The organism is Aliirhizobium smilacinae, from assembly GCF_006335145.1.
GTDB lineage: Bacteria > Pseudomonadota > Alphaproteobacteria > Rhizobiales > Rhizobiaceae > Neorhizobium > Neorhizobium smilacinae.
In genome coordinates this window covers 254,497-271,276 of sequence record NZ_VDMN01000001.1, presented here as the reverse complement: position 1 = coordinate 271,276, position 16,780 = coordinate 254,497, and the positions used below count along the sequence as shown (strand labels likewise).

Sequence of the window (16,780 nt, the reverse complement as noted above, 5' to 3'; positions counted from 1 at the left end):
AATTGTCAAAGAAGTGTAGGTTGCCACAGCACTGCGAAGCTGGCCGACAGTTCCCCCTGAGCCCGGTGGAGGAAAAGCTTAGTTAAGACTTTTCTGATACTGTGTGAGCATGACGATAAGCCCGTTCCCGCTTCCAGCGAATGAAGACGCCCGGATTTCGGCGCTGGCGGATTTCCATTTGATGGACACGCCGCCGGAGGAGGAGTTCGATCGGCTGGCGGAGTTGGCAGCGCGGCTGTTCAAGGTCCCGACAGTACTGATCTCCTTGATCGGCAGCGACCGGCAATTCTTCAAGGCGAGGGTCGGCTTCGACCCCTGTGAGACCAGCCGGGAGATTTCCTTCTGCGCCCATGCGATCATGCAGGACGACATCCTGCTTATTCCGGACGCATTGAAGGATGAGCGGTTTGCAAAGAACCCGTTGGTGCTTGGCACGCCCTTCATCCGTTTCTATGCCGGCAAGCCTCTGGTCACGCCGACGGGGGAAAAGATCGGCACGGTCTGCCTGATCGACTCGCAACCGCACCAGACGTTCTCTGCCGAGGATCGAAAAAACCTGTCCGACATTGCCGCGTTGGTGATGGACCGAATGGAGATGCGGCGGCTTGAGATTGCGCGGGACGTCAGTCAGACCCGGTTCGAGAACATCGCCTCGACCTCACCTGACGCGATCATCTGCTACAACGACCGCGAGGAAATCACCTTCTGGAACCGGGCCGCGGAAAAGCTGTTCGGCTACTCCGCGCAAGAGGCGGCGAACCGCAATGTCCAGATCATCGTGCCTGTCAGTTTGCAGCCTATTTATCAAAGCGAGCTGCAGCGGTTGCGCAACGGTGAGCACCTCGCGTTAGAAGACGGGGTGATCGAACTGTCGGGTCTGCGCAAGGATGGCAGCGAGTTTCCGTCCGAGCTGTCGCTGTCGACCTGGCGGGAGGGCAACACCAACAGCGTCGGCATCATTGTCCGCGACATCACCGAGCGAAAGCACAACGAGGAAAGGCTGTTCCGGCTGGCCTGCCTCGATCCGCTCACCGATCTGCCCAACCGGGCAGCATGGCGCGACCGCTTGAGGGAGACACTGGCCGCTGGCACGCCGGCGTCGCTGCTGCTGCTCGATCTCGACCGCTTCAAGGAGGTCAACGACACGCTCGGTCACAATGCCGGCGACGCCGTGCTGCGTGAGGCTGGCGCGCGGCTCAAAGCCGGGTGTCCGGATGCGATCATGGTGGCCCGGCTTGGTGGTGACGAGTTCGTCGCTCTGCTGCCCGGCAATCACCCGCAGACGGCGAGGGACACGGCTGACCGGCTGATAGAGGCAATTGGCGCGTCGTACGAGTTTGCCGGTCAGAGGATCGAGATCGGCGTCAGCGTCGGTATCGCCCTTACCCCGGATCACAGCCAGCGGGATGACGAACTGCTTGGGTCTGCAGATCTTGCGCTCTACAAGGCAAAGGCCGCGGGCAGGGGACGATCGGAGATGTTCGAGCCAGCGTTCCGGGAAGTCGCCATCGCCCGTCGGGCATTCGAGCTTGAACTGCGCCAGGCCTTCGAACACGGTGAGTTCGAGCTCTATTATCAGCCGCAGCTTCACACTGAGACTGGCGCGATCAGCGGCGCCGAAGCGCTGATCCGTTGGAATCACCCGACACGCGGTCTTCTGAGCCCCGTCTCGTTCATCGACGTGCTCAGCCAGAAGCCGTCGGCGCCCGAGATTGGCGAATGGATCTTGCGAACGGCTTGCGCGCAGGCGGCAGGCTGGCAGCGTTCAATCCCGAACTTCCGCATTGGCGTCAACCTGTTTGAGGCGCAGTTCCGTACCGGCCAGCTTACTCACGTCGTCGAAAAGGCGTTGGCGGATACCGGTCTGTCCGCGGCATCGCTGGAGCTCGAAATCGTCGAAAACATCCTGTTGCGGAACGACGACAGTACCCTGCGACTTCTGCAGGAGCTCAGGTCCCTCGGCGTCGGACTGGCCTTCGACGATTACGGCACGGGTTTCGCCTCGCTCAGCCTCCTCAAGCGCTATCCCGTCACGCGTCTCAAAATAGATCGCAGTTTCATTCGGGATGTAACAACCGATCCGGAAGATGCGGCTGTGGTCAAAGCGGTAATCTATCTCGGCCGCAGTTTCGGCATGGAGGTGATTGCCGAAGGGGTCGAGACGGAAGAGCAGTTGGATTTCCTCAAGACAGAAGACTGTGCCGAGGTGCAGGGCTACCTGTTTGGCAAACCTATGCCGGCAGGCGAGTTCGAGGCGCACTTTCTGTCCGAAGACAAGGTCAAGGCAAGCTCCGACACTTAATCAGAGCTCGAACAACGAACTACACCGGATCGTACCCTGTTGCGTTGGAGATACCTATGTCGGCACCACGCGTCAGAGACACGCTTCTTTCGGACGATATCGCCCTGCTTCGCGAGATCTTCGAGGAGGCTTGTGATGGTCATCGTATCCCAAAAACCAGCGAAGACGCCGAGGCTTTGGCGCTCATCCTCGTTCAACAGATGCAGAAAGGTCGCCGGGACAAGGCGACGCTGAGGCTGGTCGTCGACAATATCGTTGAAGAGCGCTGAGGCGGCCGGCCCGTCCGAGGGGAGGGCATACCTTGGTATCCGTTAGGACGGACGATTACCCGCGCAATCTATAACCTGGAGGAATGCATTGCGTGCGGTTTCCGGTGGTTCACGCCCATCAAAGACGTCGGCAAAACTTTGCATCGCCTTATCGTATTCAGATCCCTGCCTATCGGCCATACAGGTAAACAGACAATCAGCGGCATCCATTGTGCTTGCGATCAACCGCACCTCACCATCAAGTTCGACGGTCACTTCCTGCTCCCAACGATCGCTCATCGTCTATCCTCCAGAGAAGTCGTCTGGACAACCCGGCTCACGAATAATTGTTCCATAAGCCGTGGAACTGCCCTCGTCCGGCCTGCAAGGCGGAAGCTTCAAAAGGGTATCCGGAGTGTCGAGATCTGCCAGGGTCATGAGATATGTTTTGCCAGAAGGGCTGACGGCGACAACGACGTCGACTTCGTCGCCAATCGGCCGCTTGACAAAAAACTCGCGTTCGCCATCCCGGATCTGGCGGATCACGTCCTTGACCGAGAGCCTCCACCGGGCGGAACCGGCACCCCCAACATGAGTGATCTGCTCACACTCATCGAGACCCGCAGCCTTCTGCACGCATTGAATACGCAGCCTGTAGCTCATTGCCCTCCACCAACTGCCATGAGACCTCTTCAGAGAGGGTCTCCAGGTATCGCGCAGAGCCATTCGCGGTTGGGGCGACGTTTTTTGTTTGGCCGATAACGTTTTGCCACTGTTGTTTGTTCACGTCCCTGATAGGGCAAGCAGAAACCAGTGCCGCTGACGTTGCCTAAGGGTGATGCCACTGGCAAAGTCGTGACATGCATACGAAAGGAAATTGAATGCCCGTCGGCAAGGTGAAATGGTTCAGCGTCAGCAAGGGCTACGGCTTCATTACGCCGGACGACGGGGCTCCGGATCTCTTCCTGCATCTGACAAAGGTTCAGGAAGCAAATCTGCCCACCCTGGAAGCCGGCACGTCCCTTAAGTATCCTATCGGATCGCGCAACGGAAAGTCCTTTGCAGAAGGGCTCTCCCTGGCTCCAAAACCCGTTGCGAAACAACAGCGGCCAAACGCCGGTGGCGTGGGCTCGGATTTAGAAACGGAGTTCGAGAAGGAATGGGGCCTTCGAAGGCGATAATGACCGCACGCGGCGCCAGTGCAGAAGCCCGTCTTAAGCGCAATCGCTTTGGTGCCGATTTATGGGGGTCTCAGGTCGTCGCCGCGTTCGCTGCGTCGGAACGTGAACGGGCATTGACGCCGCTGCAGCTTGCTCCAATTCACTGACTATGAAACAACCGCAAAAACCGCGGTCGCCGCGTAGAAACAAAGAAGATCGCGCCAAAGAGACGGACGAAGCCGCCGCGATGACGATTGCCTTGCAAAAGACTGCCCGTGACGAAAAGACCGCACGGCTGAGAGCGTTACGGCTGGAGCAGGTAAAGAAATGATCGTGCTCAATCTCGGCCATGACCGTCCTTATGAACTGCGATGTGCTGACCTCTTCGGAGCGCGTGGGCTTTATTTAAATCCTCGACAAGCCCGGCCGCCATACCAGCGTCAAGTCTTCTGAGGACGCAGCCGCCAATGTCGGCCACCGTCCCTGTTTCACGATCGATAATGCTCCAGCTTCCGTCGTCTTCACGCTTGCTGCTATAGCCTGGGTCACCAGTATTTAGCATTGTCACCTCCTTGACCTGAAGGGGCACAACTCAAAAGCATCGAAAGCGATAATAGGTCAGCTGCAGTGCAGCACGATTTCGAACGGTGAGCAATCGTCTATTTGGAGCTTGCTTCCAAGCTTAGACAATTTGCTAAAGTCCCCCGATGAAACACGAGAATCAGTTCAATATTCCCTTCGAAAGCCTCGACCCACCCGATTTCGGTGGAGTCATTGCCGGTTTCGAGTGCGGGCTGGTCCACGGCGGGCGCCATGACCTCCTGGCGACGACGAAACACACTCCCGAGCAGCGCATGCGGGAACATTTCGATATCGTCCGAGCCCACGGCGTCACAACGATACGGGATGGCCTGGTTCCGGGTCACCATGCGGTCGAGCGGCTGAAGGCGGCGAGAGATGCTGGTGTCAGGGGCATGTGGGATCTGTCTCACTATCACCGGAACGTCGATCCGGTCAGATGTGCGCGTATCGCCGCCTCGGCTGCCATGGCCATCAACGGCACGGAGCGTTTGTGGCTGTGTCCGGTTAATGAGCCGTCGCTGTATCCCATGCTGGCCGGAATGCCGCGCCATCAGTCTATCGACATGGCGATCACCATGGCGCGCGTCGCACGCGATAATCATCCTGCCGTCGGCATCCTCACCAACGATCCGATCACCGGCATCGGCGAACGGCAATACGAGGCGACCGATGCGATCGTGGCGGCCGTGGACGTCGATATCGTCGGCGTGAACTATTATCCGCATACGGCAAGAACCAGCTTGTCGAAAGTGCTGATCAAGACCTGGCGCCGTTACGGCAAGCCAATCATGGTCTCGGAGACGAGCTGGCATGACGGCCATCCCGTTCATCACCGCCGCTATCCCGGCCTTAACAAAGGATCGTGGCTGCGCCATGTGCTGGATGAAGCCGACATCGCCAGACAACGCGGAGCGATCATCGCCGGGGTGTGCTGGTATCCGATCGTCGATTGCCCGCCCTGGCATGCGCCCCGGTCTCGCAACCGCTGGAGCCACGGTCTCATTCGTGCCGATCTCAGTCTTGACGAAGCTCTGTCAGCGGAACTGACCGCGATGGCCGGTCATTCGATGTTTCGTGGCCGAAATCATGGATCTCGTGTAGCTGTGGTCGCTGCTTAACAGATCTCCAAATTTTTCATTCTCATCTCTTGAATTCGAAAACTTCAAAAACCAAATCGATTGACGCCAGCCGCTGAGACAGGGCTGGCCTTGCTGGGAGCGCCGTCTTTCGGCGCTTCCGTACCCATGTTGCTTCAAGGAGGATATGGCTATGGCAACATCTTACGACTACGCACCGCTATTCCGTTCGAGCGTCGGGTTCGACCGGGTCTCCAATCTTCTGGAAAACGCCCAGCGCGCCCGCTTGATCAGTGACTGGCCGCCGTATGACATCGTCAAGACCGGCGATGACAGCTATAGGATCTCGGTTGCCGTCGCAGGCTTCGAGCAGGCCGATGTCGACATCACCTTCCAATCCAATCTTCTGACCGTGACCGGCAAGAAGCAGGAGACAGCAAACGAAGGTTACCTGCATCGCGGCATTGCCGGCCGGCCGTTCGAACACCGGTTCGAACTCGCCGATCATGTCAGGGTGAACGGGGCGGATCTGAGCAATGGTCTGTTGTCGATCGATCTGGTTCGCGAGATCCCTGAAGCGCTTAAGCCGCGCAAAATCACCATCGAAAGCGCCCCCGCGCTACCGTCGGCTGCTCCTGCGCAGATCGAAGCGCAGAAGGCGGCTTAATCCACTTTGTCGCTTAGTATGGGCGCCGTGGCTACGGCGCCCGTAAACATTCCGGGTTGGGAAGGAGAGAGACATGAAACCCGATAGGTTCAGACAACCTGTTTCCATACTTGTCGGCCTTGGCTTTCCGGCGGAGGTAGGCAGCGTGATGGACGCCTACCGACGCCTCACTGAGTGGCCGGCCTCGCTACGGGATAGCGCACACTCGGTTGCGCTCAAGGCGTGCAGCGCCGCGCTCCGAGGTGAAATTGAAGCGGAGACCGCGCGTGGCCTGTTCGCGGCCTTCGCGGAAAAACATGATTTGCTGGCGCCCGAACCGAATGTGATCGCCGCCTCAAGCCTTCGCCGCGATAGAGACCCGCACGTGCAGTGAGGTAGAGGAGATGGTGCACAGCACTTTGCAGCAGGCGGCCACCAACGCTATGGCGATGGGCCCAACTGCCCTGGTTCAGGGAATGCGACTTCTTAGGCCAATCGATGTGGTGAGAGCGCCGTCTATCTCCGTTGATGACAAGCGGGCGATCCTCGCGGCTTGGGCGTCGGACTTTTACGCAGTCGACTCAAAGCCGGCGCTGCGGCAGGTGCCGGGAACGCCAGAACCAGTGCCGATCGACGAGGTGCAGTCTGCACTCAAAGAGCTTGATCGGCGCTATGGCATCTGACGGATCGCGTGGTCAGGCTGCCTGCTTGATCGACCTGGCCAGCAGCTTGATCGCCTGTTCGAGCGACCGTTGGCCGTCGCAATAGTCATGCCAGGCGCTCGACTTCTCAAGGAGCGCCGGCACGGTGCGGATGGTAACCCGTTTCGGACCGAGATCCGACTTCATCTGTGTCCACGTCAGCGGCATTGAAACGGTGGCGCCGGGCCGGGCGCGTGGCGACAACGGCGCGACCGCTGTGGCCATGCGATCGTTGCGCAGGTAGTCAAGAAAGATGCGGCCGTTGCGCTGGTTCTTCGCCATCTTGATCAGGTAGAGCTCAGAGTTCTCCCGCGCCATCTTGAGGCAGACGTCGCGCGTAAAACTCTTGGCTTCCCGTCCTGTTGACACGGGACGCTAGTCTCGCATGGATCGGCAAGCGCGGGGTCACGAAGCCAACGAGTGGAAGACCGCCCGCGATAAGTAGCATGCGAACGGTCATGCGGCCTTTTTCAGCGCGCCACCGTCGCTCATCTTCTTTTTCAGGAGGGAGCGCACGAACTTGTCCCACTTCGCCATGCCCGCGCGCTTCTCGACCATGTAATTCCAGCGATCGTAGTGCTTCGAACTGACGTCCTGCAACGCATGGTTCTGAAGCCGATCGCGGATCTCCTTGGAAACGCCGGCCTTGCCAGCGAGCGTCTTGAACGTACGGCGCAGATCGCGGTTCGTGGCGTGGGGAATAACCCCACGATCACGTTGACGCCAAACAAAACTGTAAAGAGTCGCATGGCTGACCGGGGTGGATGGATCTTTCGCAGAAGGGAAGAACCAACCGTACTCATTCGGCTTGATCGACTCGATCAGCTCGGCTGCAAGCGATGGAACCGGGACGGCATGTGGCTGGAGGTTCTTGGTCTTCGACCAGTCAATGATCCTCTCCTCGGCATTCCATTGGTCAATATGGAGGCGTGCGATCTCTTCGACGCGTTGGCCCGTTAACATGATGAGCTGCACCGCCCGTGGGTATGAGGGATGAACCGGTGTGTCCGGGCATTCAAGCCAGCGATAGAGCCGCACGAATTCCTCTTCACCGAGCCAGCGGGTGCCTTGTACCTTAGGCTCTGTCGGAATGCCCGTTGCGGGATTGTATGGAATACGGAAGCGGCGAGGGGAGGTGTTGCGATAGTCGTTGTCTGACTTCATTCCCCAGCCATAAGCGGCATGAATATAGCCCCGCACATGATCCGCCATCGATCTGGCACCACGCTCGTAAATCGGCCGGATCAATCCGACGACTTCCTCAGACTCAATATCACGAGCGAGGCGATTGCGACCAAGCGTTTCAGCAATCTTGCTGAGACCCTTTTCCGTTTCCTTCCAGGATGGCTTTCCCGCCGCCTTCAGCGATGCGACGTAGCCCTCGAATAGATCAGCGACGGTGCCTGGACGGGTGTCGGTCGCGATCTTGATGCTGCGGCCTTTCTGGATGACGTCGGCAAAGTCGCGCTTGAAGATCTCACGAGCCTGGGCGAGCGACATCGACGGGTAAGCCCCGAGCTTTTTCTTCGTCCGCTTTCCATCACGCCATTGCTGAGCCATCCAGTCGGCAGTTACGCGCTTCGGCATGGGCTTGAGAACTAGGACCAGGCGGCCAGTTCCGCGGCCTTCACCGTCCGCTAGATTTTCCTGCTTCCGGCTGCTCTCCACTCGCTTCAGCGCTTGTTTTATGGCGGAATCGGTCAGACTCGGCACGGCGTTTTCCTTTCTTGGCTACTGGGATCGGTCGAGGAAGTAGGGATCGGCGCTCGGGATCTGGAGGCCGTCTGCTACCCCTTAAACAGCCCCCAATTTGCCAAAGCCGCACCCAGTGCGCAAGTACAAAAAACTACGATGTTTCAATGTGCTTGAGCGTGATCGAGCGTGACTTTTGCAGCGTAAGTCGGATGGTTGTGGACGAGAATGATGGCGGTGGCGGATAATTCCAGCGCCCGCCGCACCACCTCCCGCGGATAGACCGGTGTATGGTCGACCGTGCCCTTGCCCTGGATCTCGTCGGCGATCAGCGCATTGCGCTTGTCGAGAAACAGGATGCGGAACTGTTCGCGCGACTCGTAAGCCATCGCCGCATGGCAATAGTCGATCACCGATGACCATGAGGAAAGCACCTGCTTTTCGCGAAGCTCGCTCCGCAAGATCCGTTGGCCGACCGTGGCGACCAGCTTGAGGTCGAGTGCTACGTTCTCGCCGATCCCCTTGACCTCCTGCAGAAGACCGACCGGTGCGCCGAATACGCCGGCAAGAGAGCCGAAGCGGGCGAGCAGGGCCTTGGCGAGCGGCTTGGTATCCCGGCGAGGGATCGAGCGGAATAGCAATAGTTCGAGAATTTCGTAGTCGGCGAGCGACGTGTCGCCATGGTCGCGATATTTGTCGCGCAACCGTTCGCGATGCCCAAGGTAGTGCTCTGCAGCGTCGGCCATTCGTTCGGTCTTGAGAGGAGTGCGTTTGCCGACGTGTTCGGCAAAATGGCCGCGCTCGTCGGCAAACAGGTCGTCACGCCCGGTCTCCTCGGCTGGTTGATCAAGTCCGTTCGAGGAGGCGGGGCGCTTGTTCATGGGTTAGCCTTCGAGCGGCGGCAGTCCGGGGCGGTCGAAGCCGCCGGGAGAAAGGGTGAAGATCTCGCAGCCCGTTGCAGTCACGCCGACCGCATGTTCATACTGCGCTGAAAGCGAACGGTCGCGGGTCACTGCCGTCCAGCCGTCGGCCAGAACCTTCACATGCGGCTTTCCGAGATTGATCATCGGCTCAATGGTGAAGATCATGCCTTCCTTCAATTCCGGCCCTTCGTCGGACCGGCCGTAATGCAGGATGTTCGGCGAATCGTGGAACAGCCGTCCGACACCGTGGCCGCAGAAATCGCGCACCACCGAGCAGCGCTCGGATTCCGCATAGGTCTGGATCGCTTCACCGATGGCACCGGTCTTGACGCCGGGCTTAACCACGGCGATGCCGCGCAACAGGCATTCATAAGTCACTTCCAGCAGTCGTTCGGCGGCGCGCTTGATCTGCCCAACCGGATACATGCGGCTGGAATCGCCATGCCATCCATCGAGAATATAGGTGACGTCGATATTGACGATGTCGCCGTCGCGCAGCGGCTTGTCGTCCGGCATGCCATGGCAGACGACGTGATTGATCGATGTGCAGACGGAATATTTGTAACCGCGATAGTTCAGCGTCGCGGGAAGCGCGCCGTGATCCATGCCGAATTCGAAGACGAATCGGTCGATCGCGCTGGTCGTGATGCCCGGCTGGATGATCGAAGCGAGTTCGTCGAGGCAGCGCGCCGTCAAAAGACACGCCTTGCGCATGCCGGCGAAATCGTCAGTCGTGTTGTAAAGGCGGATTGCACCCGTATTTTTAGGGGGGGCGGAAACCGCCTCGATATAATTGACCATCATGTTTCTCTCTCAACTCCCCCGTTCATAATGCAGCACGCCCATCCTCGTCCATGCCGAACAGCGATTTGTCGAGGGTTTGTCGCGCGAAAATGAAAAGAGGTCGCATGCGGTGTATCTTTAAATTTCGTTCGTGGAGTGCTATTTAAGGTGTGGTTAAAGATGCCTTGGAGAGTGCTATGGTCAGTGTCGTTCTCGCAGAAATTACTGCCAGCGTATCCGAACTGAAGCGAAATCCGATGGGTACCGTTGCGGCAGGTGAAGGTGCGCCGGTTGCGATACTTAATCGAAACGAACCAGCGTTTTATTGCGTTCCCGCCAAAGCCTACGAAGCCATGCTGGAACGCTTGGAAGACATCGAGTTGAATCTGATCGCCGATAGCCGGATGGATGAGCCCGTGATCAAGGTCACGCTGGATGATCTATGAGCTCGCCTTCCTTGATGCCGCTCTGAAAGAGTGGAAAAAACTCGACAGCAACATCCGTGGGCAATTCAAGAAGAAGCTCGCTGAGAGGCTGCAAAACCCACGCGTCCCGACGGCACAGCTTCACGGCGGCAAGGATCGCTACAAGATGAAGTGGAAAGCCGCTGGCTATCGGCTTGTCTACGAAGTACGTGACGGGCAATTGCTGGTTTTGGTCATCGCTGTGGGCCGTCGTGATCGGAATTCGGTCTATGAGGCTGCTAAAAAACGCTAGATCAACATGTTCTGACGAAGCTCGGCTATCGGCACGAGCCCGAACGGCTCTATGCCCTCCTGCGAAACCCTGCATCGCAAGGCGTAAGCCTCCACGCCCCGGCTTTTCGCGCGGGTGAACGCCGCGGCGTAAAGCGGATCCAGATCGGCGCAGATTGAAAACCGGTCACAGTCCGACCGCTGGATGAGGTAGACCATCACCGCCCGGTGACCGACCTCCACCATGTCGCCAAGTTCTTCCAGATGTTTGGCACCGCGCTTTGTCACCGTATCGGGGAATTCGGCGAGCCCCTCTTGCCGGCTGAAGTGAACGTTCTTCACTTCCACATAGGCATCCGGCAGACCGATGTCCTTCAGCAGGAAATCGATCCGCGAATTGCGGCCGTATCTCTGCTCCCTCAGGATCGTCGAATAACCGGCGAGACTGGGTATGAGACCGGTACGAATGGCTTCTTCCGTCAGCCTGTTGGGCAGGCCGGTATTGACGCCGACCATTTCGCCCGCGGCCTCGATCATCTCGAATACATGCCGGTATTTGCGTGTCGGGCTGTCACGCTCGGAAAGCCAGATGCGTGATCCGGGTGTCGTCAGGCCGCGCATCGAGCCGGTATTCGGGCAGGAGCCGGTGATCGGCGTGCCATCGTCCAGAACGGCATCGAACAGAAACCGTTTGTAGCGCTGCACCAGAGTGGCGGGAATAAGAGTAGGATCAAACCGCATGATTGGTCCGTCAGGCACGCGCCAGAACATAGGTCCCGGGGGCATCTCCAAGGGGTGACAACGCGCCATCTCCGGGAAGTCGGGCAGGCACGCGCTCGGGATCTCGGGCCTCTATCCATGCCTGCCAATGCGGCCACCACGAACCGGCCGTTTCCTCGGCATTCTCCAGCCAGCCGTCCAAATTCGTCGCTGCCGTGCCAGCTGTCTGTCCTTTGGCCCAGTAACGGTATTTCTTCCGGCTCGGCGGATTGACCACGCCGGCAATATGTCCGGAACCGGACAGCACGAATTCGACCGGCCCACCGAATAAGGCGTTTCCACGAAACACCGAGCGGGCAGGGGCGATGTGATCTTCCCGCGTTGCAAGATTGTAGACGGGAATCTTTATGTCACGCAGATCGATCGCACCGCCGCCAAGCTTCATCTGGCCGGCGGAGAGTGCATTGTCGAGATAGCAGTTGCGCAGATAATAGGCGTGATTGGCGGCAGCCACCCGCGTCGAATCGGAATTCCAGTAGAGAAGGTCGAAGGGCATCGGCGCTTTGCCCTTCAGGTAGTTGTTGACGACATAAGGCCAGATGAGTTCCGACGAACGGAGAAGGTTGAAAGCCGCCGCCATCTGCGATGCCGCCAGATAGCCGCTGACCCCCATCTGCTTTTCGATCACGGCAAGCTGTTCCTCATCGACGAACACTTTCAGTTCACCGGCCTCGACGAAATCCACCTGCGCGGTCAAAAGCGTCGCGGATGCGATACGCGCGTCCTTCGTCTGCGCATGCCAGGCAAGTGCTGCAGCAAGCAGCGTGCCGCCGACGCAATAACCGATGGCATTGACCTGTTTTTCACCGGTCGCCTGTTCCGCCGTATCTAAGGCAAAATCGATGCCTTCGCGAATATAGGATTCCCAGTCCTTTGCCGCATGGGCGCTGTCGGGGTTGACCCAGGATATCACGAACACGGTGTGCCCCTGATCGACGCACCACTTGATGAAGCTCTTTTCCGGCGTGAGATCGAGAATGTAGAATTTGTTGATCCACGGCGGCACGATCACCAGTGGCCGCTTGAATACGGTTTTTGTCGAGGGGGCGTATTGGATGATTTCGCACAGTTCGTTGCGGGCGATCACCTTGCCCGGGGTCAATGCGAGATTGCTTCCGACTGCAAACTGGGCGGCGTCCGTCTGGCGCAGTCTCAGATGCCCGCCGCCGGCCATCACGTCCTCGGTCAGCATCCGCATGCCGGCCACGAGATTCATGCCGTGGCTTTCGATCGTCTCGCGATAAACCTCTGGATTGGTCATCGCGAAATTGCTGGGTGAAAACGCGGCCGTGAATTGTTTGACGTAGAAGCGGGCCTTGTATTTCGTCATCTCGTCGAGGCCTTCGGCCTCCGCCACCAGCCTGTCTGCCCAGGATGCGCTCGCCTGATAGACCTGCCGCAGGAAGGAGAAGAACGGATTGCGGAACCAGTCCTCGTCGGCGAAGCGCCGATCCTTGTTTGCCGCCATTTCGGCCTCGGAACTTTTTTCCTCAGGCCCGCCCGCCTGCTGGACGCTGCGCATCCAGATATCGAAATAGGTCGACAGAAGCAGGGTCTGGGCCTCGAGCATGCGCTTCTGATCCGACATCCAGTATTCGGTGAGTGCCGACATCGTCTTGACGAAATCGCTGATCGGCCCGGCAAAAAGATCGTCCGATGTCTCGCCGCGCTCACGCGGGCCGAGCCATTCCGATGCTGCGCGGCCAAGATTTTCCATCGCGCGCGCAGCATTCATCATCAGGGATTGCGGATCCTTGATCGCATAGGCCTCGAACAAGCTTGCATCGAAGCCCGGGAAATCCCGTCCGGAATGCCCGTGATCGTCGGACTTTTGCGCCAATCGCAGCCTCCCGTGCATGACCGTTGTTTTCGTTTGTACATCGGCCCCGAAACCGAATACAAGTGCCCGAAAGGACGACGGTGGCGAGTGATCGCCTGACAGCATTGACGGAGATGGGGCAGGCTTATGGGAATTCTAAGGCACGGGATCAGATGCTTGTCTGTCTTGGCACCTCTGGCTGTATTGCCACTTCTGGCTTCCTGTAACAGCAAGAGCTTCGCGCTTGATGACGGCATTCCGAACACGGCGCCACCCGCCGTGATATCGCAATCGTCTTCGGAACGCGCTCCCGGCCCGCTGGTCAGGAAGAACACCGGAACCTATCCGACCTTCGACAGGACGCTGGTGGCTGCCAACGAGCAGATCGAAGATGCGGATTACAATAAGTCAGAGCCGCGCATGGCGGCGCTTGCGCGTGCCCGCCGCAGCGGTTCGATCAGCGAGGCGGAATACCAGAAGCGGGTTGCCGAATACCGCAAACTTGCCGCCGAACACGGCACTGACGCCCTGAACGACATCTCGAAGTAACGCCTCTTCTCTCTTAGCACTTGCCTTTCGTCCTGTTTGGCCGCAAAGCAGGCAGATGCGACAGATTGGTGTCGCTCAAGGCCGCTTCGTGCCCCAATGGGAAGAGAGATGGAAGAGTTTCATAAAGTCCGCAGACTGCCACCCTACGTTTTCGAACAGGTCAACCGTTTGAAGGCCAGCGCGCGAGCGGGTGGTGCGGACATTATCGATCTCGGCATGGGTAATCCCGATCTCCCGACACCGAAGTCGATTGTCGACAAGCTGTGCGAAGTCGTCCAGGATCCGCGCACCCACCGCTATTCGTCGTCGAAGGGCATTCCGGGCCTGCGCCGCGCTCAGGCCGGTTATTACGCCCGCCGTTTCGGCGTGAAGCTTAACCCCGATACCCAGGTTGTCGCGACGCTCGGTTCGAAGGAAGGCTTCGCCAACATGGCGCAGGCGATCACCGCGCCAGGCGATGTCATCCTATGCCCCAACCCGACCTATCCGATCCACGCTTTCGGTTTTCTGATGGCGGGTGGCGTTATCCGGTCTCTGCCGGTCGAGCCGAACGATAGCTTCTTCCCGCCGTTGGAGCGTGCGATCAAGCATTCGATCCCCAAGCCGCTGGCGCTGATCATCAACTATCCGTCCAATCCGACCGCCTATGTCGCGACGCTTGATTTCTACAAGGACGTCATTGCCTTCGCCAAGAAGCACGACATCATCGTGCTTTCGGATCTGGCCTATTCGGAAATCTATTTCGACGATAACAGCCCGCCGCCGTCGGTTCTCGAAGTACCGGGCGCCATAGACGTCTGCGTCGAGTTTACCTCGATGTCGAAGACATTCTCCATGCCCGGCTGGCGCATGGGCTTTGCCGTCGGCAACGAGCGCCTGATCGCGGCACTGACGCGGGTGAAATCCTATCTGGACTACGGCGCCTTCACGCCGATTCAGGTGGCCGCGACCCACGCGCTGAATGGCGATGGATCCGATATTGCCGAAGTCCGTAACATCTACAAGCGCCGCCGTGACGTCATGGTCGATGCTTTCGGCAAGGCCGGTTTCGAGGTTCCGCCGCCGGCTGCCACCATGTTCGCCTGGGCCAAGATCCCGGAAAAATTCCGCCACCTCGGCTCGCTTGAATTCTCCAAGCTTCTTGTCGAGAAGGCTGACGTCGCTGTCGCCCCCGGCATCGGCTTCGGTGAAATGGGCGATGACTATGTTCGTCTCGCGCTTGTCGAGAACGAGCACCGTATCCGCCAGGCGGCGCGCAGCATCAAGAAGTTCTTTTCGACAGCCGACGACACGATGCACAACGTCATTTCGTTGAACACCCGTCGCTAACGTTCGGTCTTCGACCGTGATTATCCTCAAGCGGCCCGTTCGTGGCCGCTTTTTCAAACATCGGGAATGCGGAAATGGCAGACGCCCTCAAAGTCGGCATCGCGGGTCTTGGAACCGTGGGTGCTTCGCTGGTCAAGATCATCCAGACGCGCGCCAATGAACTGGCGGTCACCTGCGGACGAGCGATCGAGATCACTGCCGTTACCGCCCGTGACCGCAACCGCGACCGTGGCTTCGACATGTCCGGTATGGCGTGGTTCGAGACGCCCGAAAAGCTTGCGGCCGAAGCCGATATCGACGTCTTCGTCGAACTTGTGGGCGGGGCCACGGGTGCTGCAGCCGATTCCGTTAAGATCGCTCTTGAGCGTGGTCTCCATGTGGTGACGGCCAACAAGGCGCTTCTGGCCGCATCCGGCGTCGAGCTTGCGACGATCGCCGAGGAAAAAGGCGCGCTTCTGAATTTCGAAGCTGCCGTTGCCGGCGGTATCCCGGTTATCAAGGCGTTGCGTGAGAGCCTGACCGGCAACACCGTTTCCCGCGTCTACGGGATCATGAACGGCACCTGCAACTACATCCTCACCAAGATGGAGAAGGAAGGTCTTTCCTTCGCGGAATGCCTGAAGGAAGCCCAGCGCCTGGGATATGCGGAAGCCGATCCGGCCTTCGATATCGAGGGCAACGACACGGCCCACAAGCTGTCCATCCTGACGACGCTTGCCTTCGGCACGAAGATCGCGGCCGACGAGATCTATCTCGAAGGCATCACCAATATCTCGATCGACGATATTCTCGCCGCTGCCGATCTGGGATACCGCATCAAGCTGCTCGGCGTTGCCCAGCGCACCGAGAGCGGTATCGAACAGCGTGTTCATCCGACCATGGTGCCGCATGACAGCGTGATTGCGCAGGTCGATGGTGTCACCAATGCGGTGGCGATCGAATCCGATATCCTCGGTGAACTTCTGATGGTTGGCCCCGGTGCCGGCGGCAACGCCACGGCGTCAGCCGTACTAGGTGACATCGCCGATATTGCCAAGAGCCAGCCGGGCGCCCAGCGGGTGCCGGTGCTTGGTACTCCGGCGCTAGCACTCGCTCCCTATCAGAAGGCCCGGATGCGGAGCCATGAGGGCGGTTACTTTATCCGTCTGACTGTTGCGGACCGCACCGGCGTATTTGCCAGCGTCGCGGCCCGGATGGCTGAAAACAGCATCTCGCTGGAATCGATCGTCCAGCGGCCGAAGCCGGCCCAGACGGACAGCTCCAAGACGATCATTCTGGTCACCCACGCGACGACCGAGGCATCTATTCGCAAGGCAGTCGAGGGCATCAAGCAGGAGAGCTATCTGGTCGGTGAACCGCAGGTGATCCGCATAGAGCGGCCGCGCGCGTCGTAGAGCTGATCCGGCGCAAGCGCGAACCTGTTTTGCGTCGCGAATTGCGCACAGAAACGAAAATCCTTGAGCATTGAAGGCGATCCTGTTTCGTCGGAATTGCT

19 protein-coding genes and 2 pseudogenes are annotated in these 16,780 nt (G+C 58.9%); 12 read left to right on the top strand and 9 right to left on the bottom strand.

The features are described from left to right. The first annotated feature begins 109 nt into the window (after nt 1–109). Together FHP24_RS01285 and FHP24_RS01280 are read left to right on the top strand one after the other, a co-directional pair. Nucleotides 110–2,302: a putative bifunctional diguanylate cyclase/phosphodiesterase gene (locus tag FHP24_RS01285; RefSeq protein ID WP_180355950.1), complete on the top strand. Its 2,193-nt coding sequence runs from the start codon at nt 110–112 to the stop codon at nt 2,300–2,302. A 56-nt stretch (nt 2,303–2,358) separates the two neighbouring features. Continuing rightward, nucleotides 2,359–2,571, top strand: coding sequence for a hypothetical protein (locus tag FHP24_RS01280; RefSeq protein ID WP_139671786.1), 213 nt, complete (start codon nt 2,359–2,361; stop codon nt 2,569–2,571). Between the two features lie 42 nt (nt 2,572–2,613). On the opposite strand, the gene FHP24_RS01275 is transcribed toward FHP24_RS01280, so the two are convergent. Beyond that, nucleotides 2,614–2,850: a DUF982 domain-containing protein gene (locus FHP24_RS01275; RefSeq protein WP_139671782.1), complete on the bottom strand. Its 237-nt coding sequence runs from the start codon at nt 2,848–2,850 to the stop codon at nt 2,614–2,616. 3 nt (nt 2,851–2,853) lie between these two features. Continuing rightward, nucleotides 2,854–3,213, bottom strand: a complete 360-nt coding sequence (locus FHP24_RS01270) for a DUF3892 domain-containing protein (RefSeq protein ID WP_180355848.1) — start codon at nt 3,211–3,213, stop codon at nt 2,854–2,856. Nucleotides 3,214–3,431: 218 nt separating this feature from the next. On the opposite strand from FHP24_RS01270, the gene FHP24_RS01265 reads away from it, so the two are divergent. After that, nucleotides 3,432–3,731, top strand: coding sequence for a cold shock domain-containing protein (locus FHP24_RS01265; protein ID WP_139671776.1), 300 nt, complete (start codon nt 3,432–3,434; stop codon nt 3,729–3,731). 316 nt (nt 3,732–4,047) lie between these two features. Here FHP24_RS01265 and FHP24_RS01260 read toward each other — a convergent pair whose 3' ends face one another. Continuing rightward, nucleotides 4,048–4,272, bottom strand: a complete 225-nt coding sequence (locus FHP24_RS01260; protein ID WP_139671773.1) for a hypothetical protein — start codon at nt 4,270–4,272, stop codon at nt 4,048–4,050. Between the two features lie 145 nt (nt 4,273–4,417). Between FHP24_RS01260 and FHP24_RS01255 the strand changes: the two genes are divergently transcribed. The 4 genes from FHP24_RS01255 to FHP24_RS01240 all read left to right on the top strand — a co-directional run bounded on the left by FHP24_RS01255 (nt 4,418) and on the right by FHP24_RS01240 (nt 6,697). Continuing rightward, entirely contained in the window at nt 4,418–5,410 is a 993-nt protein-coding gene (locus tag FHP24_RS01255) for a glycosyl hydrolase 53 family protein (protein ID WP_139671770.1), read from the top strand. 151 nt (nt 5,411–5,561) lie between these two features. Then, nucleotides 5,562–6,035: an Hsp20 family protein gene (locus FHP24_RS01250; protein ID WP_139671766.1), complete on the top strand. Its 474-nt coding sequence runs from the start codon at nt 5,562–5,564 to the stop codon at nt 6,033–6,035. Between the two features lie 73 nt (nt 6,036–6,108). After that, nucleotides 6,109–6,408 (top strand): DUF982 domain-containing protein, encoded by a 300-nt coding sequence (locus tag FHP24_RS01245; RefSeq protein WP_139671764.1) that lies wholly within the window; start codon nt 6,109–6,111, stop codon nt 6,406–6,408. 10 nt (nt 6,409–6,418) lie between these two features. Continuing rightward, nucleotides 6,419–6,697, top strand: a complete 279-nt coding sequence (locus FHP24_RS01240) for a hypothetical protein (RefSeq protein WP_139671761.1) — start codon at nt 6,419–6,421, stop codon at nt 6,695–6,697. A gap of 12 nt (nt 6,698–6,709) precedes the next feature. Here FHP24_RS01240 and ligD read toward each other — a convergent pair. From ligD to map, 4 genes and pseudogenes are all read right to left on the bottom strand, one after another. Then, a pseudogene (gene ligD / locus FHP24_RS01235) lies at nt 6,710–7,069 on the bottom strand (non-homologous end-joining DNA ligase LigD); the annotation flags it as partial. 102 nt (nt 7,070–7,171) lie between these two features. Further along, on the bottom strand, nt 7,172–8,428 hold the full coding sequence (locus FHP24_RS01230; protein WP_139671757.1) for a tyrosine-type recombinase/integrase: 1,257 nt from the start codon (nt 8,426–8,428) through the stop codon (nt 7,172–7,174). A gap of 185 nt (nt 8,429–8,613) precedes the next feature. Next, nucleotides 8,614–9,288, bottom strand: a pseudogene (locus FHP24_RS01225) (JAB domain-containing protein); the annotation flags it as partial. Between the two features lie 3 nt (nt 9,289–9,291). Beyond that, on the bottom strand, nt 9,292–10,131 hold the full coding sequence (gene map / locus FHP24_RS01220; RefSeq protein WP_180355949.1) for a type I methionyl aminopeptidase: 840 nt from the start codon (nt 10,129–10,131) through the stop codon (nt 9,292–9,294). 179 nt (nt 10,132–10,310) lie between these two features. On the opposite strand from map, the gene FHP24_RS01215 reads away from it, so the two are divergent. Both FHP24_RS01215 and FHP24_RS01210 read left to right on the top strand, forming a co-directional pair. After that, nucleotides 10,311–10,559 carry a type II toxin-antitoxin system Phd/YefM family antitoxin gene (locus FHP24_RS01215; RefSeq protein ID WP_139671748.1) on the top strand — a complete coding sequence of 83 codons (249 nt, stop codon included), beginning with the start codon at nt 10,311–10,313 and terminating at the stop codon, nt 10,557–10,559. Further along, entirely contained in the window at nt 10,549–10,830 is a 282-nt protein-coding gene (locus FHP24_RS01210; protein WP_139671745.1) for a type II toxin-antitoxin system RelE family toxin, read from the top strand. Before FHP24_RS01215 ends, FHP24_RS01210 begins: the two co-directional genes overlap by 11 nt. Here the strand turns inward: FHP24_RS01210 and sfsA are convergent. Together sfsA and FHP24_RS01200 are read right to left on the bottom strand one after the other, a co-directional pair. After that, complete coding sequence (sfsA, locus tag FHP24_RS01205) at nt 10,827–11,549, bottom strand: DNA/RNA nuclease SfsA (RefSeq protein ID WP_139671742.1); 723 nt, start codon at nt 11,547–11,549, stop codon at nt 10,827–10,829. The genes FHP24_RS01210 and sfsA overlap by 4 nt on opposite strands. 10 nt (nt 11,550–11,559) lie before the next feature. Next, the gene (locus FHP24_RS01200; RefSeq protein ID WP_246091560.1) at nt 11,560–13,428 is read right to left on the bottom strand and encodes a PHA/PHB synthase family protein; all 1,869 of its coding nucleotides are present in this window, start codon (nt 13,426–13,428) and stop codon (nt 11,560–11,562) included. Nucleotides 13,429–13,584: 156 nt separating this feature from the next. On the opposite strand from FHP24_RS01200, the gene FHP24_RS01195 reads away from it, so the two are divergent. From FHP24_RS01195 to FHP24_RS01185, 3 genes are all read left to right on the top strand, one after another. Next, a complete protein-coding gene (locus tag FHP24_RS01195; RefSeq protein WP_139671736.1) occupies nt 13,585–13,956 on the top strand; it encodes a hypothetical protein in 372 nt (123 codons plus the stop codon). Nucleotides 13,957–14,064: 108 nt separating this feature from the next. Further along, nucleotides 14,065–15,285 carry an LL-diaminopimelate aminotransferase gene (locus FHP24_RS01190; RefSeq protein WP_139671733.1) on the top strand — a complete coding sequence of 407 codons (1,221 nt, stop codon included), beginning with the start codon at nt 14,065–14,067 and terminating at the stop codon, nt 15,283–15,285. A 74-nt stretch (nt 15,286–15,359) separates the two neighbouring features. Next, nucleotides 15,360–16,679 (top strand): homoserine dehydrogenase, encoded by a 1,320-nt coding sequence (locus tag FHP24_RS01185; protein ID WP_139671730.1) that lies wholly within the window; start codon nt 15,360–15,362, stop codon nt 16,677–16,679. Nucleotides 16,680–16,780: the final 101 nt, after the last annotated feature.